The sequence below is a fragment of the Peribacillus sp. YIM B13477 genome, from assembly GCF_042787955.1.
GTDB classification, from domain to species: domain Bacteria; phylum Bacillota; class Bacilli; order Bacillales; family DSM-1321; genus Peribacillus; species Peribacillus frigoritolerans.
Genome location: NZ_JBHZPD010000017.1, coordinates 15034 through 38827, shown reverse-complemented (window position 1 = coordinate 38827; position 23794 = coordinate 15034). Strand labels below are relative to the sequence as shown.

Sequence of the window (23794 nt, the reverse complement as noted above, 5' to 3'; positions counted from 1 at the left end):
ATTCGGAATTCACAAAGGGGGTGTCTCAATGAAATTTCGTCGCAGCGAGAGGCTAGTCGATATGACCAATTATTTATTAGAACATCCAGGGGAACTTGTTTCGCTGACTTATTTTGCTGAAAGATATAGTTCGGCAAAGTCCTCGATCAGTGAAGATTTGACAATCATCAAAGATACCTTTGAACAACGCGGGATAGGTTCTTTGACAACCGTTCCAGGTGCGGCCGGTGGAGTGAAATATATTGTTTCCATCAAGGAAGAAGAAGTCAATGCCTTCATTGACGGCTTATGCGATACGATCGCTAGTCCCGAAAGGCTACTTCCTGGGGGTTATCTATATATGACAGACATCTTAGGGCATCCGCAAACCGTGAATAAGGTTGGAAGGATAATCGCCTCAATGTATGCCAAGAAAAATGTCTCTGTCATCATGACGATGGCAACCAAAGGGATATCATTAGCATACGCCGTGGCAAATTATTTGAATGTTCCAGTTGTCATTGTAAGTAGGAATAATAAAGTAACGGAAGGTTCTACAGTGAGCATCAATTATGTTTCAGGCTCTTCAAAGAGGATCCAGACTATGGTACTCTCTAAGAGAAGCTTGGTTGAGGGTTCGAATGTATTGATTGTAGACGATTTCATGAAGGCTGGAGGTACCATTAACGGTATGGTCAGTCTATTGGATGAATTCAAGGCAACAGTTGCCGGTATTGCGGTGCTGGTCGAATCTGAACATACGGAGGAGTGCCTTGTCGAGGACTATGTTTCTTTAATCAAGTTGACACAGGTGGTCGAAAGAGACAAGAAAATCAAGGTCAGCCGTGGGAATTATTTTACGAAAAAGGAATAGGGGGAATCATTTCATGAAAACGATACATACGGATGAAGCACCGGCAGCGATCGGGCCATATTCACAAGGCGTGATCGTGGATACGTTATTTTTCAGTTCAGGACAGATCCCGCTTACTGCTTCTGGTGAGATGGTGACAGGGGATGTCAAGGAACAAACACACCAGGTCTTTAAGAATCTCCAAGCTGTATTGAAAGAAGCTGGGGCTTCATTGGAAACTGTCATTAAGGCTACAGTATTCATTAAAAGTATGGACGATTTCGGTTCGATTAATGAAATATACGGAGAATACTTTTCTGCTCACAAACCTGCCCGCTCTTGTGTAGAGGTTGCTCGCCTTCCTAAAGATGCACTAGTGGAAATAGAAGTGGTAGCGCTCGTTAAATAAACGGGCGTTTTTTTATTTTTCAGGGCATTCGTAATGGGTAATTTTCCTGTAATATATGGGTGATTTTTAATATTTTTAAAAACTAGGCTGAATTTTCTAAAAAAATTACAGATAATAGAAGGAGTTCACGTTTTTTTGTTGAATATGTACTTTAAGTTTTAACAACAACAAAAAGGGATGGTGAGCTTAAATGGAAGTAACTGACGTAAGATTACGCCGTGTGAATACGGATGGTCGTATGAGAGCTATCGCATCAATTACACTGGATAATGAATTTGTGGTTCATGATATTCGTGTGATCGACGGAAACAATGGTTTATTTGTAGCAATGCCAAGTAAACGAACTCCAGATGGAGAATTCCGGGATATCGCTCATCCAATCAATTCCTCGACACGCGGGAAAATTCAAGAAGCTGTCTTGACAGAATATCATCGATTGGGAGAACTTGAAACTGAATTAGAGGAAGCTGGAGCAGGTGCTTCTTAAAATAACCTTACTTTTAAACTTTAAATTAATAATTCGTGCATCTAGAGCCTACTTCATAAGTAGTGCTCTTTTTTATTTATTCAAAAACAGATAAGTTTAGAACTTATCCGCTCATCATACAGACATTTGCTTAAATGAATTGTAAAACTTACGGTGTTATCTAAAGTTTAAGTACCCATCCTTTTTATTTTTAAAACCTTTTTGTTCAACCGGAAATTGAAATTACTGTAAGGGGATCTCTCTAATGACATGAATCGGTAACCTGATCTCGGAATGGGAGTTAACAACGGGTGCAGTGCTGCCAGGTGGCTTGTACATAGGGCATGGCGCGGTCGTGGCGGTGTTTTGGGATAAAGGGGAGGAAACATGTTACTGTACATTGACCGGGCATATATCATTCATTTCATGATGCCAAATAATGCTACAGGGTCCAATGCCGACATTTGTAAGCTCTCGGATAACGGAAATTTTTCACCCGATTGGTTGACAATTATATGTACTTTTAATTGTTACCTTGAAAAGAATCACTATTTGAGATAATATTTTTAGTGGATAAAAAGGTGAAAATGGAGGCCTGTTATGAGTAATCGCTATGCAATAATATTGGCCGCTGGGCAAGGTACTAGGATGAAATCTAAGCTTTATAAGGTTTTGCACCCTGTTTGCGGGAAACCAATGGTACAACATGTTATCGATCAAGTCAATCAACTTCAAATAGAAGATATTGTAACAGTCATCGGCCATGGTGCTGAAAAGGTTCAAGAGCAACTTGGTGATTCATGCAAGTATGCCTTACAAGAACAGCAATTAGGTACGGCACATGCTGTAATGCAAGCGGAAAGCGTTTTATCCGCAAAAAGTGGCACGACCCTTGTTATTTGCGGTGATACGCCTCTGATTAAAGCGGAAACAATGAAAGAGCTTATAGCTTTGCATGAGCAAAGTCAGGCGAAAGCAACAATCTTAACAGCATATGCAGATAACCCTGCTGGCTATGGAAGGGTCCTTCGCGGTGAAGGCGGACTTGTAGAAAAAATCGTCGAGCATAAGGATGCTTCGGAAGAAGAAAGATATGTTAAGGAAATAAATACCGGTACATATTGCTTCGACAACCAAGCATTATTCAGCGCGCTGAAAAAGGTTTCAAATGAAAATGTCCAGGGAGAATATTACTTACCGGATGTTATTGAAATCTTAAAAGAAGAAGGCGAAGTGGTGACGGCTTTCCAATCCAGTGAATTCGAGGAGACATTGGGTGTGAATGACCGCGTGGCTTTATCGCAGGCTGAGCAAATTTTACGGAAACGCATCAATGAAAAGCATATGAGGAACGGTGTAACGATCATCGACCCGCTTACAACTTTCATTGAAGCGGATGTGCAAATCGGACAGGATACAGTCATTAACCCTGGGTCATTCATTAAAGGAAAAAGTATCATCGGGCAGGACTGCTTGATTGGCCCGAATACGGAAATCAGTAATTGTGAAATTGGTGATGGAACGGAAGTCCTCCAATCGGTTGTGCACGAAAGCAGTATTGGAAGTTTTGTTAAAATCGGTCCATTCGCACATGTTAGACCTCAATCAGATATTAAGGATTCCGTTAAGATCGGTAATTTTGTCGAAATCAAAAAGACCGTTTTTGGCAAAGGAAGCAAGGCCTCACATTTGAGTTATATTGGTGATGCAGAGGTTGGGGAGAATGTTAATATAGGCTGTGGATCTATTACCGTGAATTACGACGGGAAAAATAAATATTTGACGAAGATTGAAGACAATGTCTTCATAGGCTGCAATTCTAATCTGGTTGCACCTGTGACAGTAGGAGAAGGGGCATATGTAGCTGCTGGTTCAACCATCACGCAAGATGTACCGCAGCAAGCCCTATCCGTTGCCCGGGCTCGTCAAGTTAACAAAGAAGATTATGTCAAGAATTTGAAATTTAATAAATAACCGACGGAGGTCATCATGTCAAATCAGTATTTAGATCCTAATTTAAAAGTATTCTCTTTAAATTCAAACTTCGATTTAGCTCAGGAAATTGCTGCAGCAATCGGTGTTGAACTTGGAAAATGTAGCGTAACAAGTTTCAGTGACGGTGAAGTTCAAATTAATATTGAAGAAAGTATCCGTGGCTGTGATGTATTCGTAATCCAATCAACAAGCCAACCAGTCAATGAAAATTTAATGGAACTTTTAATTATGATCGATGCTCTTAAACGTGCTTCAGCTAAAACGATCAATATTGTAATGCCATATTACGGTTATGCCCGCCAAGATCGCAAAGCGCGTGCGCGTGAACCAATTACAGCTAAACTTGTCGCAAATCTTTTAGAAACGGCTGGTGCCCACCGTGTAATCACGTTAGATCTTCACGCACCTCAAATTCAAGGTTTCTTCGATATTCTTATCGATCACCTTGTTGCCGTTCCGATTTTAGCTGATTTCTTCAAGGAAAAAGATTTAAGTGATATCGTCATCGTTTCCCCAGATCATGGTGGTGTAACACGTGCCCGTAAAATGGCCGATCGCCTAAAAGCACCGATCGCAATTATCGATAAGCGCCGCCCAAGACCGAACGTGGCTGAAGTCATGAACATCATTGGTAATATTGAAGGGAAGACAGCAATACTGATTGATGACATCATCGATACTGCAGGAACTATTACATTAGCGGCCAATGCCCTTGTGGAGAATGGTGCTAAAGCAGTGTACGCTTGTTGTACACACCCAGTCCTTTCAGGTCCTGCCATCGAAAGGATTCAAAATTCAACGATCAAGGAATTGGTCGTGACTAACTCGATTGCCCTATCTGAAGATAAGAAAATCGATAAAATTGTTGGTCTTTCTGTAGCACCTTTGATTGCAGAGGCAATCATTCGTGTGCATGAGGAACAATCAGTCAGTACATTATTCGATTGATAACCAAATAAAACGAAACACGGCGGGCCTTTCGGGCTCGCCGTGTTTTTGTTTAAAAGTTTCAGAAAATACTTAATTCTTAGTTGACAGATGAGAATAGTAATAATAAAATAACCATACAAAATACAATTCATGGAATGAAAAACTGTACTATGCAAGTTCATACTGGTTAACGCCGATCGGACTACCGAAGGCTCCTTTTCACTTACCATTGAACATTAGGCATCATTTTGCCCTATTGTCCAATTGGTGAAGAAAAGGAGCCTTTTATTTTTATATAAATAGTTTAAGAAGGGTGTGCAGAATATGAAGAAAAAACGAAAGATATGGCTGCTGTCCATCTTCAGCATCATCATGCTGATAGCAAGTGCATGCGGGCAGGAAAAGAACAGTTCCACAAGTGCTGACGCAAAGGAATCAGAGAAAACCATCCAAATCGGTTATCAAAAATTCGGGACATTAAATATTTTAAAATCAAAAGGGAATCTGGAAACACGTTTAAAAGAAGTGGGATATACCGTCGATTGGACTGAATTCCCTGCAGGACCTCAGCTGCTTGAAGCCTTGAATGTCGGCAGCATTGATTTTGGGCATACAGGGGAGGCGCCGCCGATATTTGCACAAGCAGCCAAGGCACCACTTGTCTATATTGCCAATCAACCGGCAAACCCATCAGGAGAGGCTATAGTCGTACAAAAGGATTCACCTATTAAAAATGTGAAAGAGCTAAAGGGAAAGAAGGTTGGCTTGAATAAAGGTTCAAATGTTCATTACCTATTGGTCAAAGCGTTAGAGGAAGCAGGTCTTACTCTTGATGACATTCAGCCCGTCTACTTGCCACCAGCTGATGCGAGAGCTGCTTTTGAAGGAAACCAAATCGATGCCTGGGTAATATGGGATCCATTTTTATCAGCGGCGGAATTGGAGCTTGAAACGAAAACGATCCGGGATGGAGAAGGACTGGTTGCGAATCGAGAATTCTTCTTGGCAACTGATTCATTTGCCGGGAATGAAGAGGCGTTGAAGATCATCAAAGAAGAACTGATAAAAGTTGATAAATGGATTGAAGAAAACCCAAGGGATGTCGCTGAGTTTTTATCTCCGGAAATTGGAATGAATGTGGAGGCATTGGAAAAAACATTAAATAGAAAAGAATACGGACTTGAGGAGATTTCCAGTACGGTTTTGGATGATCAACAAAATATTGCCGATACATTTTACAATCTTAAATTAATTCCAAACAAAATTAATGTTCTAGATGCATCTGCAGATGTTAATAAAAATTAAGGGGGAAATGAAATGAAAGTATTTTGGTTTTTGCCATCACATGGGGAAAGTCGCTATTTAGGATCGACAAAGGGAGGGAGAGCGATTACACTTCCTTATTTAAAACAAATTGCACAGGCGGTTGATCATTTGGGATTTGAAGGGGCTTTGCTTCCAACGGGACGATCCTGTGAAGATGCTTGGGTAGTTGGTTCTTCATTGATTTCTGCAACGGAAAGAATGAAATTTTTAGTTGCTATCCGTCCAGGTTTAATGTCGCCAACCTTGGCTGCGCGTATGGCTTCAAGCTTCGACAGGTTGTCGAATGGCCGTCTTTTGATCAATGTTGTAACTGGGGGGGACCCAGTCGAATTGGCAGGTGATGGCGTGTTTCTAAATCATAAGGAACGCTATGAGCAAACAAATGAATTTCTCGATATCTGGAGAAAGGAAATGTCTGGTGAGAGTGTGGACTATGAAGGGGAGCATCTAAAGGTTGAAGGTGGAAATATTCTGTTGTCACCTGTACAAAAACCGTACCCACCGCTCTATTTCGGAGGTTCATCCGACCCGGCCATCGATATATCGGGAAAGCATATTGATGTGTACTTGACTTGGGGTGAGCCCGTGGTGCAAGTGGCTGAGAAAATTGAAAAGGTGCGTAAAAAGGCAGCAGAATATGGACGTGAGGTCAGATTTGGCATACGAATGCATGTCATTGTAAGAGAAACGGAAGAAGAAGCTTGGCAGGCAGCGGACGAACTCATTAAATATGTGGATGATGAAATGATTGAAAATTCACAAAATATTTTTGAACGATTTGATTCAGTGGGTCAGAAGAGGATGTCGCAACTTCATAAAGGAAGCAGGGATTCACTCGAAATCAGTCCAAACTTATGGGCGGGTGTTGGTCTAGTGCGCGGGGGCGCCGGTACGGCACTAGTAGGGAGTGCAGAAAATGTTGCTGCCAGAATGAAGGAATATGAAGAAATCGGAATAGAATCCTTTGTTTTATCTGGATATCCTCATCTTGAAGAAGCGTATAGAGTTGCGGAATTATTATTCCCTTTACTCCCTGTTGAAAGGCTGCAAGGACCCGTTTCAAAAGCTACGAGCCCATTCGGGGAAATATTGGCTAATGACCACTACCCTACAAAAGGAAGTGAAATTGAAGATGAAGTTAAACAAAAAGTTCAATAAGTTCCACCTTATATCATGGCTTGTGCCCATTCTCCTTTTGGTAACTTGGCAGCTGCTGTCCTTGTGGGGGATTCTGTCGGAACGGATATTGCCTGCCCCGACTGAAGTGTTTCAAGCAGGTGTTGCATTACTGGGGACGGGTGAACTTATTGATTATATCGGTATCAGTGCTCAGCGTGCCTTCATCGGCTTTTTAATAGGCGGAATCATTGGTTTTGTACTTGGTTTATTAAATGGATTATCATCCATTGCTGAAACCTTATTCGATACCTCGCTTCAGATGTTGCGTAATATTCCGCATTTAGCTTTAATACCGCTGGTGATTCTATGGTTTGGTATAGATGAAGAAGCGAAAATCTTCCTTGTCGCTTTAGGGGTTCTATTTCCTATCTATTTAAATACATTTCATGGTGTTAAATCGGTGGATAAGGGATTAATCGAAGCGGCGAGGGTTTATGGGTTGAGTGGTTTTTCTTTATTCTGGAATGTGATTCTCCCTGCAGCCTTTCCATCCATTTTGGTGGGAATCCGCTTCTCCCTTGGAATCATGTGGGTCACATTAATTGTCGCAGAAACAATATCCGCTAATTCCGGAATTGGATATATGGCTATGAATGCCCGTGAATTCATGAGGATGGATATTGTTGTTCTTAGTATTCTCTTATATGCCTTATTAGGGAAAATATCGGACGTTGCGGCCAAAATAATTGAAAAAAGATGCTTAAAGTGGCATCCGTCATACCAATGAGGAGGTCATTAACATGAAAAATGGAAATTCGTTGGAGTTGCAGGGTGTAAGAAAGGATTTTGGGGAGTTTGAAGTATTAAAGGGGATGGACCTGACATTTAAAAAGGGAGAATTCGTAGCCATTGTCGGTAAGAGCGGATGTGGAAAGAGCACCTTGCTTCGTCTTGTGGCAGGACTGGAAAAGCCGACGGGCGGGCAGATACTGGTGAATGGAAAACCATTGAATGGATTAAATAAATCATCACGGACGATGTTTCAGGATGGCAGGCTTTTTCCTTGGAAAAAAATCCTTCAAAATATTGGCGTAGGCTTGAAAGGGGATTGGAAGTCAAACGCTATGGAATTACTGGAGCAAGTGGGCCTTGCAGATCGAGCAAATGATTGGCCGTCCGTTTTATCTGGGGGGCAAAAACAAAGGGTTGCATTAGCGAGGGCATTGGTGAACCAACCTGACATTCTCCTCTTGGATGAGCCGCTAGGGGCATTGGATGCTTTAACGAGGATTGGCATGCAAAGGCTGATTGAAGAACTATGGAGGAAAAGGGACTTTACTGCCTTACTCGTTACACATGACGTTGAAGAAGCCGTAATGCTTGCCGACCGTGTCATATTAATCGAAGAAGGCAAAGTCGTCATGAATAAGGAAATCAATCTGCCGAGACCACGGAAAAAGGATAGTATTCAATACTCATCACTAGCAGCCCAAATCCTTGACCGAGTGATGCAAGTTGAGGTAAAAATGGAAAAAAAAGCAATTCACGCGTGAATTTGAGAAAAAAGAATGAAAAAAAGATTTTGCAGGGAATTCCTATGTTTACCATATGTTTACCGCCTTCTTGCTCCCAGCGGATTTTACCTTTCATGTTTAATGATTCACCATTTAGGGAAATGTTAAATATAGAGAAACTTGTAATTCATATTTAGGAAGGCGGAGGATGTATGAGTAATATATTAGCTGCAAAAGAACGTACGGATTCAAAACACTCTAATTTAAGGAATTTGAGGGAAAGCGGCGAAATCCCTGCGATAGTATATGGCAATAAAAATGACAGTACGGCCATTTCCGTCAATAATATCGAGCTTCAAAAGACAATCAAGGAAATAGGCCGTAATGGGATCATTTCTTTGGACTTGGAAGGTAAGAGTTATAAAGTCATGCTCTCTGATTATCAAAAGGATCCACTAAAAAACTCCATTTATCATGCAGACTTTTTAATTGTGGATATGTCCGCTCAATTACAGGCACAAGTTCGCATCAACCTTGTCGGTGTTTGTAAAGGCGTGAAAGACGGTGGGGTCCTTCAGCAGTCTCTTCATGAAGTGACGGTCACGGCTAAACCTAATGACATTCCTGACTCCATCGATGTTGACGTTACCGAACTTCAGGTAGGGGATACAATCTACATATCCGATATCCAAACGAATAAGCAAGTTACAATCGGCCACGATGGTGAAGAAGTTGTTGCATCTGTTTTGGCTCCTCGCCAGGAAGAGGAAATAAGTACAGGTGAACAGCAGGATGGCGGTATCCCTGAAAATGAAGAAGGCAGGGAAACCAAGGCATCACCAGAGTCATGATGCCGGGATTAAACAAGTGAATCGTGATATAATAGGCGTAGCTCTTAACGAGTTACGTCTTTTCAATCTCTGGATGCATCCATTTAAATCGGACAGATTTTTTTCGTAATGGAATCCTTTAATTGGATTTTACCTAATTAGTTCTCCGGTCGCTTGCAGTCCAGCTTGAAATTAGGGTACTATTTTTCTAAGGTCAATGGATCTTGGAAAAACTTCGTCCCATTGTAACTCCCTAAATAACCGTAATGACGGAGTGTGAATCATGAAAATTATTGTAGGGTTAGGGAACCCCGGTAAACAATATGAAAAAACCCGGCATAACGTCGGATTTGAAGTAATAGATGAGTTATCCAGGAGATGGTCAATCCCTCTTGATCAAGCAAAACATAAGGGGATATATGGTTCAGGAATGGTAAAGGGAGAAAAAGTTTTATTGCTTAAACCTTTAACCTATATGAATTTGTCAGGAGAATCCATTTCGGCTGTCATGCATTTCTTTAAGGTGGATATCGCGGATGTGGTCATAATATATGATGACCTTGATTTGCCTCCAGGAAAGCTTCGCCTTCGTCAAAAAGGAAGTGCAGGCGGTCATAACGGGATAAAATCTTCAATTGCCCATTTGGGTACACAGGAATTCAATCGAATCAGAATAGGCATTGGCCGCCCGATTGGCCGCATTCCGGTATCTGACTATGTATTAGGGCGTTTTTCGCCTGAAGAATGGGATCATGTCGGAGCAACGATCGAAAAAAGCGCAGCTTCATGTGAAGCCTGGTTGGAAAAACCATTTATACAGGTCATGAACGAATATAACCAATAAGCAGAGAGTAGATATAAGTAAAGAATAATATCTTCCTGTTTCGCTGAATAAAAACCCTCTACTTTTGTACATACTAACACTATTACAAAAATAGGGGGTTACCAAATGGCTCTCCATTATCGATGCCGACATTGCGGAACTAAGCTGGGCTCAATCGAGGCACACTCACTGAGTACGGAGCAGTTAGGTTTTAATCAACTTACCGATGAAGAGCGACAAGAGATGATCGTTTATGATTCTGAAGGGGATATGCATGTAAGGGCGATATGTGAAGATTGCCATGAATCGCTGCAAAGAAACCCTGATTTATATGAAAACGATTATATTATTCATTAGCGGAGAGGGCTTTGGACAAAATCCAAAGCATTTTTCCGTTTGTCTGGAATACCAGGGCACATAAAAGTTGCCGTTAATAAAGAGGATCTTGGTGATGGCCAAGTTCAAATACAGCAAATGGTTTTTCGCACGTTAAAGAGAGGGGGGAAAGAAAATGAATGGATTGCAGAACTTGTTCTCCAAACAAGATGATGTTCATTCGTTAATAGCCGGCATCGATGAAGGGCTTAAGGAGCAAATCGTCTCAGGTCTCACAGGTTCCTCGAGATCGCTATTGCTGGCTTCTGTATATGAAAAGACGAATAGGCCTATTTTATTGGTTACCCATAATTTATTGCAAGCACAAAAATTCCATGAGGACTTATCAAGTTTTATTCCTGAGGAAGAATTATATATATATCCAGCCAATGAATTGATTGCGGCTGATTTGAGTGTTGCAAGCCCGGAATTAAGGGCCCAACGTGTTGAGGCATTGAATTTTTGGGCAGAGGGAAAGAAAGGGATTGTCATTGCGCCGATTCCTGGGGTGCGTCGTGTGCTTCCTCCAAAGGATATTTGGAAGAGGCATCAGCTAGCGTTTAATCTAGGGGAAGACATCGAGCTTGAACCTACACTTAATAAATTCATTGCCATGGGTTATAACCGGTCTGAAATGGTTGCTTCTCCAGGTGAATTCAGTATCAGGGGCGGTATCATCGATATTTACCCGATCACCGAACCTAATCCAATACGAATTGAATTATTCGATACCGAAATAGATTCAATAAGGACTTTTTCAAGTGAAGATCAGCGATCCATCGAAAAACTCAAGAAAGTGACGATCGGTCCCGTCAGTGAGGCTTTGCTAGAGACGGAGCATATCGAAAGAATCATAACTAGGCTCGAGAGCGGATTAAGTAAAAGCTTGAAGAAACTTAAGGACGAGAAAACCAAGGAACAGCTGGTCCAAACAATCAGTTATGAACTTGAACAGCTGAAAATGGGGGATATACCCGACAAAATCTTTAAATACTTAAGTTTAGCGTATGAAGATCCAGCTAGTTTAATAGATTATTTACCGGTAAATGGTTTGGTTTTCTTAGATGAAATCAGTAGAATCCAGGAAATCAATGATTCTTTGGAAAAGGAAGAGGCTGGTTGGTACACGGACCTTTTAAGTCAGGGACAAATTATCCATGACATTAAATTGGCTCATCCCATGCAGGAATTAATAATGAAATCCAGCAGGCCGTTTGTATACCTTTCATTGTTTTTACGGCATGTACCGCATACGAATCCTCAGAATATCCTGAATTTTGCCAGTAAACAAATGCAAAATTTCCATGGACAGATGAATGTGTTCAAAGCTGAACTGGAACGTTGGAAAAAAGGGAAATATACAGTCGTCATACTTGGACAGGATGAAGAACGGGTAAAAAAGCTGCATTCGGTTTTAGCCGACTATGATATAGAGGCAGCAGAACTGTTTAATGCTGACAGCATCCTTCCAGGTAAAGTACAGATTTTACGAGGCAGTCTGAATAGCGGCTTTGAATTGCCTATGCAAAAATTCAGTATCATCACGGAAACGGAATTGTTTAATAAGAAGTCAAAGAAATCGGTACGGAGACAGAAACTATCGAATGCAGAACGAATCAAGAGTTATTCCGAACTGAAGATCGGTGACTATGTCGTTCATGTTAACCACGGTATCGGTAAATACTTGGGTATTGAAACCCTTACAATAAATGGGGTCCATAAAGATTACCTGAATATTCGTTATCAAGCGGATGACAAATTGTATGTTCCTGTCGACCAAATTGATCTTGTCCAAAAATATGTCGGTTCTGAAGGAAAAGAGCCGAAGCTTTATAAGCTAGGCGGTACGGAATGGAAACGTGTCAAAAGCAAGGTTCAATCATCCGTTGAGAACATTGCCGATGATTTAATCAAGTTATACGCAGAAAGAGAAGCGGCAAAGGGCTATGCCTTTTCACCTGATGGTGATATGCAGAGGGAATTCGAAACATCATTCGCTTATAACGAAACGGAAGATCAATTACGTTCCATAGTCGAAATCAAAAAGGATATGGAACGGGAACGGCCGATGGATCGTTTATTATGCGGCGATGTTGGTTATGGGAAGACAGAGGTGGCGATCCGGTCCGCTTTTAAAGCCATAATGGATGGGAAGCAGGTTGCGTTTCTAGTTCCGACCACAATCCTTGCCCAGCAGCATTATGAAACATTAAGGGAGCGTTTTCAGGATTATCCGATTTCGATTGGCCATATGAGCCGCTTCCGGACTAAAAAGCAGCAAACGGAGACGATAAAAGGATTGAAGGCCGGCACGGTGGATATTGTGGTTGGCACGCATAGGATTTTATCCAAAGATATCGTGTACCGCGATTTGGGATTGCTTATCATTGATGAAGAACAGCGCTTTGGCGTTACACATAAGGAAAAGATCAAACGGTTAAAAACTAATGTGGATGTACTGACTTTGACTGCGACACCGATTCCGAGGACCCTTCATATGTCGATGTTGGGCGTGAGGGATCTGTCCGTCATCGAAACTCCGCCTGAGAACCGGTTTCCGATCCAAACTTATGTCATGGAGTATAATGGCTCATTGGTAACGGAAGCGATAGAACGGGAATTGGCCAGGGGCGGTCAGGTTTATTTCCTTTACAATCGGGTAGAGGATATAGCAAGAAAAGCAGAAGAAATTTCCATGCTTGTTCCCGATGCCCGCGTCACCTATGCTCATGGGCAAATGACAGAGCAAGAACTGGAAGCCGTCATGTTCGGCTTTTTGGAAGGCGAATATGATGTTTTGGTAAGTACAACCATTATAGAGACGGGTGTTGATATCCCGAATGTCAATACGCTTATCGTGAATGAAGCGGATAGAATGGGACTTTCACAGCTCTATCAGCTGCGTGGCCGTGTAGGTCGATCCAATCGGGTGGCATATGCATTCTTCACTTATAGGAAAGATAAAGTGTTGACGGAAGTGGCAGAAAAGCGTCTTCAATCCATTAAGGAATTTACAGAATTGGGTTCAGGATTCAAAATCGCGATGCGTGATTTATCCATCAGGGGAGCTGGAAACATTCTAGGGGCTCAACAACATGGCTTCATCGATTCTGTTGGTTTTGATCTGTATTCACAAATGCTGAAAGAAGCGGTGGATGCGAAACGCAATGACCAACAAGCCGAAGAGAAGAACACACTGGAAATTGACGTTGAAGTGGATGCTTATATCCCTGATGCCTACATAATGGATGGACATCAGAAAATAGAAATGTATAAAAGGTTCAGAGGTATCGCTTCACTTGAAGAAGTGGAAGAATTACAGGATGAAATGATCGATCGTTTCGGAGAGTATCCAGAAGAGGTTTCCTATTTATTCATGATTGCCGAAATGAAGGTATATGCTGAAAAGGCCGGAATTGAAAGCATTAAACAATTAAAGCAGGAAATCAGCATTCTCCTTAGGGAAAAGGTCAGCAGCGATGTGGATGGACAAAAAGTGTTCGAGCTGGGATCGAAGTATGGCCGTATGGTGGGCTTCGGCATGGATGGCAATCGAATGAAGCTGGTCCTGCACATAAAAGGCGTGGAACAAAGCAAATGGCTCAATATCTTATTTGAGATGGCCAAGGGTTTACAGTATGTAAAAAAAGAGACGCAAGCCACTAAAAACTAGAATTGATGATTGTCCTCTTGAAGAAATTTTTTTAGGTACCATGGTAAAAAAATGCAACAAAAAGAAAAATTTTTTCAAAGTGCATAGAACTTACCATTAGAAAAATACTAAGTACAATAGCTGGTGATGATTTTGCTACAAAATGAGGATTTATCAAATCAATTAGATGAAAGTGAGGCAACATTAGATGAAAGCAACTGGTATCGTTCGCCGAATTGATGATTTAGGAAGAGTCGTCATCCCGAAGGAAATTCGCAGGACACTCCGTATTCGTGAAGGAGATCCATTGGAAATATTTGTGGACAGAGATGGTGAAGTCATCCTAAAGAAATACTCTCCAATTAGTGAATTAGGCGATTTTGCAAGGGAATATGCAGAAGCACTATATGATAGCCTTGGAAACCCAGTTATGATTTGTGACAGGGATACTTACATTGCGGTGGCAGGCGGCTCCAAAAAAGAATACTTAAACAAAAGTGTTAGTGACCTAGTGGAAAAGATCATGGAAGAAAGAAATCCTGTTTTGGAGTCTCCGAACGGACAAGTCTCATTCGTTGATTCCAATGATGAAGAGGTCCAATCTTATACTGCAGCTCCGATCATTGCGAGTGGCGACCCGATTGGTGCCGTCTTGATTTTCTCTAAAGACAGCACCATTGGTGAAGTGGAACAGAAATCGGTTGAAACAGCAGCAAGCTTCCTAGCTAGACAAATGGAACAGTAACCTTGGACATGCATTCATATCTTAAAAGATGGAAAGGGCAGCATTCGCGCTGTCCTTTTTGCTCTTTCTAAAAGGTTAACCGGATCGGGGCGGAAATAAAGAGGGGGAGAATATTTTTTGAGGTGAATATGGAAAATGATTTACAGTATTGCTGGGATTGAAAAATAACCATTAGAATTATGCTATAATAACTACCACATATGAGTGAAAAGGGGAAAAAGAATGGCTGAAAAGCCTAATAAAACATCAAATGAACTTTTTCGAGGTGCGCTGATTTTGAGCGCTGCAGCGATTATCGTAAAAGTTTTGAGCGCGGCCTATCGCATACCTTATCAGAACATTGCGGGTGACATCGGGTTTTATATCTATCAACAGGTTTATCCCTTCTACGGTGTTGCTTTTACATTATCGACAATTGGCTTTCCAGTAGTCATATCCAAACTTATTGCAGAACGGGAGTCTTCCAAAAATAACTTTGCGGTCAAGGACATATTGGTGACATCATTCGTCGTCTTAAGTTCGATAAGTGTCATGATGTTTGCTGCACTATTCCTTGGCGCCGATTGGATTGCAGGATGGATGAAGGATCCGCATTTAGCCGGTCTGCTGAGGATCGTTGCCTATTCCTATTTATTAATGCCGATTTCTTCTGTATTAAGAGGCTATTTTCAAGGAATAAACGACATGTTACCGACGGCAAGTTCGCAGGTCGCTGAACAATGCATCAGGGTATTGACGATACTGGTCCTTTCCACAATATTCGTGCATCAGGGCTACTCTGAATATGTTGTCGGCAAGGGGGCGGTCCTCGGTTCGATAACAGGCGGCATAACTGGCTTGGTACTGCTTATTGCTTTCGTTATTTTAAGAGAAGAATGGAAGCTTTTTTTACGAATGAGAATCAAACCGGTGAATTTCATCAAAATTTCCAAAGCCCTGGTTTTCCAAGGGTTGGCCTTTTGCATTACTGGTTTGATCCTTATCTTGTTTCAGTTTGTCGATTCACTGCACCTGTATTCCCTACTAAGGGAAACGGGGATGGGGGAAAGGGAAGCCAAAGAATGGAAAGGGGTATATGATCGAGGACAGCCTTTGCTTCAGCTAGGTACAGTCGTGGCTAATTCTTTTGCATTGGCGCTAGTACCTGTCATATCCGGATTCGTTCAGAGTAAAAGTCAATTTGAATTATTGAATAAGATCAAATTGGCGCTTCGTGTTAGTGCGACGATCGGGGTCGCTGCTGCAATCGGTCTGGTGGTGACGATGAAGCCTGTCAATCATATGCTGTTCACTGATGTTAAAGGGACGATTACTTTAGCAATATTCTCTTTATCGATTTTATTCACATCCCTCATAATGGCGGAAGCGGCAGTGATTCAAAGTTTAGGCCATTCGTTCGTGCCGGTGATCATCACGATTGTGGGGGTGGGCAGCAAGTGGGCTTTGAACCTTGTCCTGGTGCCCCATTACAAAATCGCGGGAGCGGCCTCGGCAACAGTACTTGCGTATATGATCATGACGGTATTATTTTATGTGGTATTGAGAGTACATATCAAAAAGACATTAATTGAAAAGCGGCATGTGCTAATAATCTTGAAGAGTACGGTTTACATGGGTGCGGCGGTTGTTTTATTCAATTGTTTATTCGAATGGATGTCCTCAGGCGAAAGCCGGTTGTTGGCTACGGTCCAAGCTTTGATTGGTGTAGGGATCGGTGCGGCCGTGTTTGTGATGACCGCCATTCGTGCAGGCTTATTTGGTGAAGAAGAACTTTCACTTATACCTGCAGGTTCAAAGCTTAAACGATTTATTATAACGAATAGGAGTATACGAAATCATGAATGAGATTACGATAATAGGCCTTGGTGCTGGGGATTTAGAGCAGCTTCCACTAGGGATTTATAAAAAATTGGTTCAAACGGGACAATGCTACGTCAGAACGGCTGATCATCCGGTAATCGGGGATTTGAAAAGGGAAGGAATAAATTTCACGGCGTTTGACGGGATATATGAAAAGCATGACCAATTTGAAGACGTATATGAAGAAATTGCCGAAACATTATTACACGAGGCCTCGAACCGTTCCGTTTTATACGCAGTTCCGGGGCATCCGATGGTTGCGGAAAAAACGGTACAGCTTTTGCTTGAAAAGGGTCCGGCTCTTGGAATAGCCATTAAGCTCGAAGGCGGGCAAAGTTTCCTTGACCCATTGTTTCAGGCTGTTAGGATCGATCCAATTGAAGGGTTTCAGCTATTGGATGGAACTGATCTTTCACCGGATGATTTACACATTACCCAGCATATGATAATCGGACAGGTGTATGACGCATTCAGTGCATCCGATGTGAAGCTGACTTTGATGGAAAAGCTACCGGATGACTACGAGGTATATATCGTAACTGCGGCAGGCAGCAGTCAGGAAAAAGTGACAAAATGCGCCCTCTTCGAACTCGACCGTCAGATGGAGTTAAGTAACTTGACGAGTGTTTATGTTCCACCCGTTAAAGATGAAGCTTTACGATATAGGGAGTTTTCTAAGCTGCGGCGGGTCATCGCAGAACTTAGAGGTCCTGACGGATGTCCGTGGGATAAGAAACAAACTCATGAAAGCTTGAAGAAATATCTAATAGAAGAAGCATATGAGCTGATTGATTCCATCGATGAAGGTGACGATGAGGGTATGGTTGGTGAACTTGGGGATGTCCTGCTTCAGGTGATGCTTCATTCACAAATCGGCGAAGATGAGGGCATGTTCACGATAGATGATGTGATTGAAGGCATTACGGCAAAAATGATTCGGCGCCACCCTCATGTATTCGGAGATGTTGAAGTGAACGGTGAGGAAGATGTATTGGTGAACTGGCAAAAAATCAAAGAAGGTGAAAAGGGGGGCGAATCAAAAGCTCTGAAATCCATACTGGATGGTATTGAGAAATCGCTGCCAAACTTACTTCGGGCCGAAGAGTATCAAAAAAGGGCCGCGAAGGTTGGATTTGATTGGGATGAGGTTTCCGAAGCCTGGAAGAAGGTAAGGGAAGAAGTGCAGGAATTGGAAGAGGAAATATTAAGTCCGAACAGGGATGTCGAAAGAATAAAATCAGAGCTGGGCGACCTCTTTTTTGCGCTTGTCAACATTTCACGTTATTATGACATACAAGCGGAAGAAGCCGTCTACAAAGCAAACCAGAAATTCCATCAGCGTTTTACATATATAGAAGAGTGCATTCAAAGGGCAGACAAAAAATTTGAGGATTATACATTGGAAGAATTGGATTCATATTGGGATGAAGCAAAAGCTAAAGGACTTTAATTAAGGGAGAGATTTGAATGTCGATGAGATTGGATAAATTCCTAAAGGTTTCAAGGTTGATCAAGCGCCGCACACTTGCGAAAGAAGTTGCGGATAAAGGGAGAATCACGATTAACGGACAACAGGCCAAAGCAAGTTCGAATGTAAAAGATGGCGATGAGCTGACAGTAAGATTCGGTCAAAAGCTTGTTACGGTACGTGTCGATAAAATTCAAGAAACGACGAAAAAAGAAGCGGCTGCAGATATGTATACCATCGTAAAGGAAGAAAAGCTAGCGGAGGAGTAAGGACAGGCTTGGTTCTAATTCCACTCTTACGGACATACACTTGTACAAAATCAGTGGTACTGTGAGGGATGATAAAATGAGCCAATATATTGATCCGAATGCTGGTTACACAAAGGGAACGACCCAAGAGCATGATGTAACGATGAAAGGCCGCCGTTTACTTGATATTACCGGTGTCAAACAAGTCGAAAGCTTTGATAATGAAGAGTTTCTGCTCGAAACGTCAATGGGATTCTTATCTATCCGGGGCCAAAACTTGCAAATGAAGAATTTGGATGTTGATAAAGGCATCGTTTCCATTAAGGGAAAGATTTTCGACCTTGTTTATTTAGATGAGCAATCAGGGGAGAAAGCTAAAGGATTCTTTGGCAAGTTGTTCAAATGACCTTAACGATCCAATTTTATACGTTGCTTGCGATGATAGGCATGGGCAGTGGCTTTGGAGCTGCCCTGGATACGTATAGCCGGTTCCTGAATCGTTCAGAAAGGAAAAGGTGGATTGTATTCATCCATGACCTCCTTTTCTGGATCATTCAGGGTCTCCTTATTTTTTATGTTTTGTTTTTAGTGAATGAGGGAGAGTTTCGCCTCTATTTATTTTTGGCCTTATTATGCGGTTTTTCAGCTTATCAAGCACTTTTCAAAGGATTCTATCAACGTTTTTTGGAGTTTTTGATAATACTTGTGATAAAGTTGGCGAGATTTATAGCGAATTCGGTTCACATGCTGATATTTCTACCGATAAAATGGGTAATAGTATCCATATTAGCCATCATCATCGGGATAGGTAAGTTCGTTTTGGCCTTATTAAAATGGGCGGGGAAAATACTTCTCTTTATTTTGAATGTATTCTGGAGACCATTAAAATGGATTCTGACTTATATATGGAATTTATTGCCGGTTTTTGTTACGAAAAACGTCGGGAAGTTTTATAATAAAGGAAAAGGGATTTTATTGAAAATAAAGAATTCTATATTTAGAACGCTAAATGGATGGAGAAATAAAAAGAAATGAGGAGCGATAAAAAATGAGTAGCCTGCGTAAACGGAAAGTGGCAAAAATAGAAAATCCCTACGTCGCTCAACAAGAGAAAAAAGTACAAACCGTAGAAAAAAAGAAGCGTGGTCTAATGCGTAGATTAACCCTTTACTCAGTTTTCGCCGCTGTCTTTTTGATTTTTGCCGTTTCCACCCTCATAACGCAAAATGTTGCACTGGATGAGAAAGTTCAGCATAAGCAAGAATTGAAGGGAAAGTTAGCTGAATTGAAAAAAGACGAGACCCTTCTTAAAGAAGAAATCGTAAAGCTTAATGATGACGACTATATAGCAAAAATAGCAAGGCGGGATTATTTCTTGTCTGAAAAAGGTGAAATCATTTTTACCCTTCCAAAAGGGAAGGAAGATAGTGACTAATATTGACACTGTTTTTTTACTTTCGTTATAATATAGGGTGAAGAGATTTTTTTAACATTTCTAAGGAGGAACATTTTTTTTATGTCAATCGAAGTAGGCAGCAAGTTACAAGGTAAAGTAACAGGCATAACTAATTTTGGTGCATTTGTAGAGCTACCTCAAGGTTCAACCGGTCTTGTCCATATCAGTGAAGTGGCTGATAACTATGTCAAGGATATCAATGATCATTTAAAAGTGGGCGATACAGTTGAGGTGAAAGTCATCAACGTTAAAGATGGCAAGATTGGCTTGTCCATAAAAAAAGCGATAGACCGTCCTGAAGTTGAGCAAAAACCTGCATACACACCACGTCCGCGCCAAGGTAGAGGGAATGACAGCCGTTCCAAAGACTTCCGCTCGAAAGGAAATGGTTTCCAACCGAAAGAAAACTTTGAGCAAAAAATGGCTAAATTCTTAAAAGATAGCGAAGACCGCTTAACGACCCTAAAACGTAGCACCGAAACGAAACGGGGAGGTCGAGGAGGAAGACGCGGATAAAACTGCTGCTGAAAAATAATAGTTTAGCAACTTTTCCTGTGAAATTATTCATAGTGTAGATAAAGGCAAGCTTGCCGGCTTGTCTTCTTTTATTATAGTACGACATGAAAAAAGCGCCTCTGTACACTTACTGATATAAGTGTGCAGAGGCGCTTTTGGTATTTGATGACCCGTACGGGATTCGAACCCGTGTTACCGCCGTGAAAGGGCGGTGTCTTAACCGCTTGACCAACGGGCCAAAAGTTTCATGATAAAAGATAGCGGCAGAGGGGATCGAACCCCCGACCTCACGGGTATGAACCGTACGCTCTAGCCAGCTGAGCTACGCCGCCATAATGATAAGTGCTACTGAAGCACAAGTTATATCTTACATTCGTGAAGAAAAAATGTCAACAAAAATATTAAAGTTTGTCGGTTTCCATTTCTTGATTATTTATTCGGGTTATTTTCCGCAAAAATAACCTAAAAACTTTGCTTTTCTTCAAAAAAAAAAGAACACCCGTTTCTGTATTGGAAAAAATGGCACAAAAACCTGTATACAAATGATTATTCAAGAAGAATTTCGTCGAACGTTTTTCTTATCCGCTTATAAAATTCTGACAAAAAAATAGACAAGCCCTCTTTATAATAAAAATCACTAATACGAATGGGGTGTTGAAATGGAAAAAGTGGAAAGACCTATGATGGAACCTCTTGGAGATGTTCAGTTAAAAGAAGCGAAGGCAGGGGCCATCAATTGGATCCAACAACTGCAAATGAAGAGTGAAGACATATTCATAAAAAAAGGTATCTCTTTAGCAATCATCGGTTTTTTATTAGGAAGGGCTTTAATTCTTTCGCAGCTGGCACCATTTGGACTTCCGTTTTTCGCAGCCGTTTTTCTCATGAGACGTGATAGGGCTCCACTGGCTTTATTCGGATTGATTGCAGGTGGGCTGACCGTTCACTATTCGAATAGTTTAGTCATCTTTGCATCGGCGTTCCTGCTCCTGTTATTTCATAAGATCAAGAAGCCCGCCGTGGAAGGACAATTCAAGACGATGTCTATGTACGTCTTCGCTTCACTATTCCTGGTCAACCTGGCCGAGCAATATCTGGTATTTCGAACGATTCAGCTGTACGACTTGATGATGATAGGAGTAGAGGCGGGACTCGCGATGATTTTAACTTTAATCTTCATACAGTCCATCCCGATGCTGACCGTTAGGACAAAGTCCCAGTCATTAAAGACGGAGGAAATTGTCAGCATCATCATCTTGCTGGCTTCGGTGATGACCGGAACCATCGGCTGGATGATATACGATTTATCACTCGACCATATATTCTCGCGATACCTGGTCCTCCTCTTCGGGCTGGCGGGAGGGGCCGCCATAGGCTCCACTGTAGGTGTAGTTACTGGATTGATATTCAGTTTGGCAAGTATTGCCAGTCTATATCAAATGAGCCTTCTCGCATTTTCAGGGCTTCTGGGCGGACTGTTGAAGGAGGGAAGGAAGATAGGGGTTGCTAGCGGCCTCTTGATTGCTACATTACTGATAGGTTTATATGGTGAGGGCACCAATAATATTATGGTGACCCTTTATGAATCACTTATAGCTGTGGCCCTATTTATATTGACTCCGTCATCCATCATCAACAAAATAGCGAAACATATACCGGGAACAGTCGAGAATTCTGATGAACAGCAGCAGTATGCCCGAAAAGTGAGGGATGTCACCGCTCAAAGGGTGGAGCAATTCTCACATGTATTTGAGGCGCTCTCTAATAGCTTTTCCCAAGTGGATGAAAGGGGAAGATTGGAGGAAGATGAGAAAGAATTCGACTACTTCTTAAGTAATGTAACGGAAAAGACGTGCCAGCTTTGTTTTAAAAAGGAACAATGCTGGTCCAAGAACTTTAATACAACCTATGACGGCATGCAGGAAATCATGCTTCAATTAAGTGAAAATAATGGTCAGCTCCCCCAAAAAACTTCGAAAGAATGGGGGAAATATTGCAGTCGCGGGCCTCAGGTGATTGGGGCGATATCACAGGAGCTTACTTATTTTGAAGCTAACCAAAAATTAAAAAGGCAGGTGAAGGAAAGTCGGAAGCTAGTGGCGGATCAACTGCGGGGCGTTTCGGCAGTAATGGATGATTTTGCAAAAGAAATTCAAAGGGAAAGGAAGAATCATCATGTACATGAAGAATCCATTTTGGAAGCCATCCAGGATTTTGGCCTGCACATAGGCCATGTGGAAATATACAGTCTAGAACAAGGAAATGTTGATATAGAGATGAGTGTCCCATACTGCCAGGGCAGAGGGGAATGTGAAAAATTGATTGCACCTATGCTTTCAGACATTTTAGGGGAAACGATAGTCGTTCATTCAGAAGAGTGTGCAACGTATCCAAGCGGGCAATGTGAGGTGATATTTAGGTCAGCAAAAAAATTCACGGTCGAAACGGGTGTGGCTCATGCTGCCAAGGGGGGAGGGCTTGTATCAGGAGATAGTTTTACGACCATGGAAATTGGCTGCGGCAAATTCGCAATAGCCATTAGTGATGGAATGGGAAATGGGGAAAGGGCCCATTTTGAAAGTACAGAAACATTGAAGCTGCTACAAAAATTTTTACAATCGGGAATAGAAGAAAAAATAGCCATTAAATCCGTAAACTCCGTATTATCTCTACGCACTACCGATGAAATATTTTCGACTCTTGATTTGGCAATGATTGATCTTCAGGACGCAAGGGCTAAGTTTTTAAAAATCTGTTCGATACCGAGTTTCATTAAAAGGGGGGATAGGATAATAAAAATTGAATCAAGTAACCTCCCTATGGGGATCATCCAGGATTTCGATGTTGATGTAGTATCAGAAGAGATGAAGGCAGGGGATATATTAATCATGATGAGCGATGGAGTGTTCGATGGCCCCTCACATGTCGAAAATATCGAGTTCTGGCTAAAACGAAAAATCAAGGAAATGGAAACTGACGATCCGCAGGAAATCTCTGATTTAATATTGGAAGAGGTCATCCGAACGAAAGGCATCATAGATGATGACATGACAGTGGTGACATCGAAAATTAAGCATAACACACCGAAATGGGCATCCATTCCCGTTTCCCCAAAACGTAAAAAGGCCCAGTAGGGGCCGTTTATATATAAAATAAATAAAACCCAAAATGAGGTGGTGTAAATGGAAGAAGGATAAAAGGTTAAGGGATGAACTCTTTTCAATCATTCC

The 23794-nt window shown here is 41.6% G+C and carries 22 protein-coding genes and 2 tRNA genes; 22 read left to right on the top strand and 2 right to left on the bottom strand.

Annotated elements, in window-relative coordinates; all coding sequences use genetic code 11:
• Positions 1–28: 28 nt before the first annotated feature.
• From purR to ACFX4H_RS25630, 21 genes are all read left to right on the top strand, one after another.
• A complete protein-coding gene (gene purR, locus ACFX4H_RS25730) occupies positions 29–853 on the top strand; it encodes a pur operon repressor (protein WP_048690004.1) in 825 nt (274 codons plus the stop codon).
• A 13-nt stretch (positions 854–866) separates the two neighbouring features.
• Positions 867–1241: a RidA family protein gene (locus tag ACFX4H_RS25725; protein WP_034316334.1), complete on the top strand. Its 375-nt coding sequence runs from the start codon at positions 867–869 to the stop codon at positions 1239–1241.
• A gap of 190 nt (positions 1242–1431) precedes the next feature.
• Positions 1432–1728 (top strand): septation regulator SpoVG, encoded by a 297-nt coding sequence (gene spoVG / locus ACFX4H_RS25720; RefSeq protein WP_034316332.1) that lies wholly within the window; start codon positions 1432–1434, stop codon positions 1726–1728.
• A 579-nt stretch (positions 1729–2307) separates the two neighbouring features.
• A complete protein-coding gene (glmU, locus tag ACFX4H_RS25715) occupies positions 2308–3681 on the top strand; it encodes a bifunctional UDP-N-acetylglucosamine diphosphorylase/glucosamine-1-phosphate N-acetyltransferase GlmU (protein WP_034316331.1) in 1374 nt (457 codons plus the stop codon).
• A 15-nt stretch (positions 3682–3696) separates the two neighbouring features.
• On the top strand, positions 3697–4650 hold the full coding sequence (locus ACFX4H_RS25710) for a ribose-phosphate diphosphokinase (protein WP_034316329.1): 954 nt from the start codon (positions 3697–3699) through the stop codon (positions 4648–4650).
• A gap of 306 nt (positions 4651–4956) precedes the next feature.
• Positions 4957–5937 carry a sulfonate ABC transporter substrate-binding protein gene (locus ACFX4H_RS25705; protein WP_377436482.1) on the top strand — a complete coding sequence of 327 codons (981 nt, stop codon included), beginning with the start codon at positions 4957–4959 and terminating at the stop codon, positions 5935–5937.
• A 12-nt stretch (positions 5938–5949) separates the two neighbouring features.
• Positions 5950–7116, top strand: coding sequence for an FMNH2-dependent alkanesulfonate monooxygenase (gene ssuD, locus ACFX4H_RS25700; RefSeq protein WP_377436481.1), 1167 nt, complete (start codon positions 5950–5952; stop codon positions 7114–7116).
• Positions 7091–7864, top strand: a complete 774-nt coding sequence (gene ssuC, locus ACFX4H_RS25695; protein ID WP_202808332.1) for an aliphatic sulfonate ABC transporter permease SsuC — start codon at positions 7091–7093, stop codon at positions 7862–7864. Before ssuD ends, ssuC begins: the two co-directional genes overlap by 26 nt.
• A gap of 13 nt (positions 7865–7877) precedes the next feature.
• A complete protein-coding gene (locus ACFX4H_RS25690; protein ID WP_377436480.1) occupies positions 7878–8630 on the top strand; it encodes an ATP-binding cassette domain-containing protein in 753 nt (250 codons plus the stop codon).
• Positions 8631–8803: 173 nt separating this feature from the next.
• On the top strand, positions 8804–9442 hold the full coding sequence (locus ACFX4H_RS25685) for a 50S ribosomal protein L25/general stress protein Ctc (protein ID WP_034316323.1): 639 nt from the start codon (positions 8804–8806) through the stop codon (positions 9440–9442).
• Positions 9443–9704: 262 nt separating this feature from the next.
• Positions 9705–10265: an aminoacyl-tRNA hydrolase gene (gene pth, locus ACFX4H_RS25680; RefSeq protein ID WP_034316321.1), complete on the top strand. Its 561-nt coding sequence runs from the start codon at positions 9705–9707 to the stop codon at positions 10263–10265.
• 105 nt (positions 10266–10370) lie between these two features.
• Entirely contained in the window at positions 10371–10601 is a 231-nt protein-coding gene (gene fin / locus ACFX4H_RS25675; protein WP_034316319.1) for an anti-sigma-F factor Fin, read from the top strand.
• A 154-nt stretch (positions 10602–10755) separates the two neighbouring features.
• Positions 10756–14292 (top strand): transcription-repair coupling factor, encoded by a 3537-nt coding sequence (mfd, locus tag ACFX4H_RS25670; protein ID WP_241637878.1) that lies wholly within the window; start codon positions 10756–10758, stop codon positions 14290–14292.
• 187 nt (positions 14293–14479) lie between these two features.
• The gene (spoVT, locus tag ACFX4H_RS25665; protein ID WP_034316314.1) at positions 14480–15016 is read left to right on the top strand and encodes a stage V sporulation protein T; all 537 of its coding nucleotides are present in this window, start codon (positions 14480–14482) and stop codon (positions 15014–15016) included.
• Positions 15017–15238: 222 nt separating this feature from the next.
• Positions 15239–16861, top strand: coding sequence for a putative polysaccharide biosynthesis protein (locus ACFX4H_RS25660; RefSeq protein WP_377436477.1), 1623 nt, complete (start codon positions 15239–15241; stop codon positions 16859–16861).
• On the top strand, positions 16854–18326 hold the full coding sequence (yabN, locus tag ACFX4H_RS25655) for a bifunctional methyltransferase/pyrophosphohydrolase YabN (protein ID WP_249599088.1): 1473 nt from the start codon (positions 16854–16856) through the stop codon (positions 18324–18326). Before ACFX4H_RS25660 ends, yabN begins: the two co-directional genes overlap by 8 nt.
• Before the next feature lie 23 nt (positions 18327–18349).
• Positions 18350–18613: an RNA-binding S4 domain-containing protein gene (locus ACFX4H_RS25650; protein ID WP_034316386.1), complete on the top strand. Its 264-nt coding sequence runs from the start codon at positions 18350–18352 to the stop codon at positions 18611–18613.
• Positions 18614–18689: 76 nt separating this feature from the next.
• Positions 18690–18998 carry a sporulation protein YabP gene (yabP, locus tag ACFX4H_RS25645; protein ID WP_034316308.1) on the top strand — a complete coding sequence of 103 codons (309 nt, stop codon included), beginning with the start codon at positions 18690–18692 and terminating at the stop codon, positions 18996–18998.
• Positions 18995–19627, top strand: coding sequence for a spore cortex biosynthesis protein YabQ (gene yabQ / locus ACFX4H_RS25640; protein ID WP_034316307.1), 633 nt, complete (start codon positions 18995–18997; stop codon positions 19625–19627). Before yabP ends, yabQ begins: the two co-directional genes overlap by 4 nt.
• Positions 19628–19640: 13 nt before the next feature.
• Positions 19641–20027: an FtsB family cell division protein gene (locus ACFX4H_RS25635; protein ID WP_377436476.1), complete on the top strand. Its 387-nt coding sequence runs from the start codon at positions 19641–19643 to the stop codon at positions 20025–20027.
• Between the two features lie 81 nt (positions 20028–20108).
• A complete protein-coding gene (locus tag ACFX4H_RS25630) occupies positions 20109–20564 on the top strand; it encodes a S1 domain-containing RNA-binding protein (RefSeq protein ID WP_034316303.1) in 456 nt (151 codons plus the stop codon).
• Positions 20565–20730: 166 nt separating this feature from the next.
• Here the strand turns inward: ACFX4H_RS25630 and ACFX4H_RS25625 are convergent.
• Both ACFX4H_RS25625 and ACFX4H_RS25620 read right to left on the bottom strand, forming a co-directional pair.
• Positions 20731–20802: transfer RNA gene (locus ACFX4H_RS25625), tRNA-Glu, on the bottom strand.
• Positions 20803–20822: 20 nt separating this feature from the next.
• Positions 20823–20896: transfer RNA gene (locus ACFX4H_RS25620), tRNA-Met, on the bottom strand.
• A gap of 327 nt (positions 20897–21223) precedes the next feature.
• Between ACFX4H_RS25620 and spoIIE the strand changes: the two genes are divergently transcribed.
• Positions 21224–23698: a stage II sporulation protein E gene (spoIIE, locus tag ACFX4H_RS25615; RefSeq protein WP_377436475.1), complete on the top strand. Its 2475-nt coding sequence runs from the start codon at positions 21224–21226 to the stop codon at positions 23696–23698.
• Positions 23699–23794: the final 96 nt, after the last annotated feature.

Coding starts and splice junctions, on each gene's coding strand:
- purR (WP_048690004.1), top strand. CDS start 29: ATGAAATTTCGTCGCAGCGAGAGGCTAGTCGATATGACCAATTATTTA.
- ACFX4H_RS25725 (WP_034316334.1), top strand. CDS start 867: ATGAAAACGATACATACGGATGAAGCACCGGCAGCGATCGGGCCATAT.
- spoVG (WP_034316332.1), top strand. CDS start 1,432: ATGGAAGTAACTGACGTAAGATTACGCCGTGTGAATACGGATGGTCGT.
- glmU (WP_034316331.1), top strand. CDS start 2,308: ATGAGTAATCGCTATGCAATAATATTGGCCGCTGGGCAAGGTACTAGG.
- ACFX4H_RS25710 (WP_034316329.1), top strand. CDS start 3,697: ATGTCAAATCAGTATTTAGATCCTAATTTAAAAGTATTCTCTTTAAAT.
- ACFX4H_RS25705 (WP_377436482.1), top strand. CDS start 4,957: ATGAAGAAAAAACGAAAGATATGGCTGCTGTCCATCTTCAGCATCATC.
- ssuD (WP_377436481.1), top strand. CDS start 5,950: ATGAAAGTATTTTGGTTTTTGCCATCACATGGGGAAAGTCGCTATTTA.
- ssuC (WP_202808332.1), top strand. CDS start 7,091: ATGAAGTTAAACAAAAAGTTCAATAAGTTCCACCTTATATCATGGCTT.
- ACFX4H_RS25690 (WP_377436480.1), top strand. CDS start 7,878: ATGAAAAATGGAAATTCGTTGGAGTTGCAGGGTGTAAGAAAGGATTTT.
- ACFX4H_RS25685 (WP_034316323.1), top strand. CDS start 8,804: ATGAGTAATATATTAGCTGCAAAAGAACGTACGGATTCAAAACACTCT.
- pth (WP_034316321.1), top strand. CDS start 9,705: ATGAAAATTATTGTAGGGTTAGGGAACCCCGGTAAACAATATGAAAAA.
- fin (WP_034316319.1), top strand. CDS start 10,371: ATGGCTCTCCATTATCGATGCCGACATTGCGGAACTAAGCTGGGCTCA.
- mfd (WP_241637878.1), top strand. CDS start 10,756: ATGAATGGATTGCAGAACTTGTTCTCCAAACAAGATGATGTTCATTCG.
- spoVT (WP_034316314.1), top strand. CDS start 14,480: ATGAAAGCAACTGGTATCGTTCGCCGAATTGATGATTTAGGAAGAGTC.
- ACFX4H_RS25660 (WP_377436477.1), top strand. CDS start 15,239: ATGGCTGAAAAGCCTAATAAAACATCAAATGAACTTTTTCGAGGTGCG.
- yabN (WP_249599088.1), top strand. CDS start 16,854: ATGAATGAGATTACGATAATAGGCCTTGGTGCTGGGGATTTAGAGCAG.
- ACFX4H_RS25650 (WP_034316386.1), top strand. CDS start 18,350: ATGAGATTGGATAAATTCCTAAAGGTTTCAAGGTTGATCAAGCGCCGC.
- yabP (WP_034316308.1), top strand. CDS start 18,690: ATGAGCCAATATATTGATCCGAATGCTGGTTACACAAAGGGAACGACC.
- yabQ (WP_034316307.1), top strand. CDS start 18,995: ATGACCTTAACGATCCAATTTTATACGTTGCTTGCGATGATAGGCATG.
- ACFX4H_RS25635 (WP_377436476.1), top strand. CDS start 19,641: ATGAGTAGCCTGCGTAAACGGAAAGTGGCAAAAATAGAAAATCCCTAC.
- ACFX4H_RS25630 (WP_034316303.1), top strand. CDS start 20,109: ATGTCAATCGAAGTAGGCAGCAAGTTACAAGGTAAAGTAACAGGCATA.
- spoIIE (WP_377436475.1), top strand. CDS start 21,224: ATGGAAAAAGTGGAAAGACCTATGATGGAACCTCTTGGAGATGTTCAG.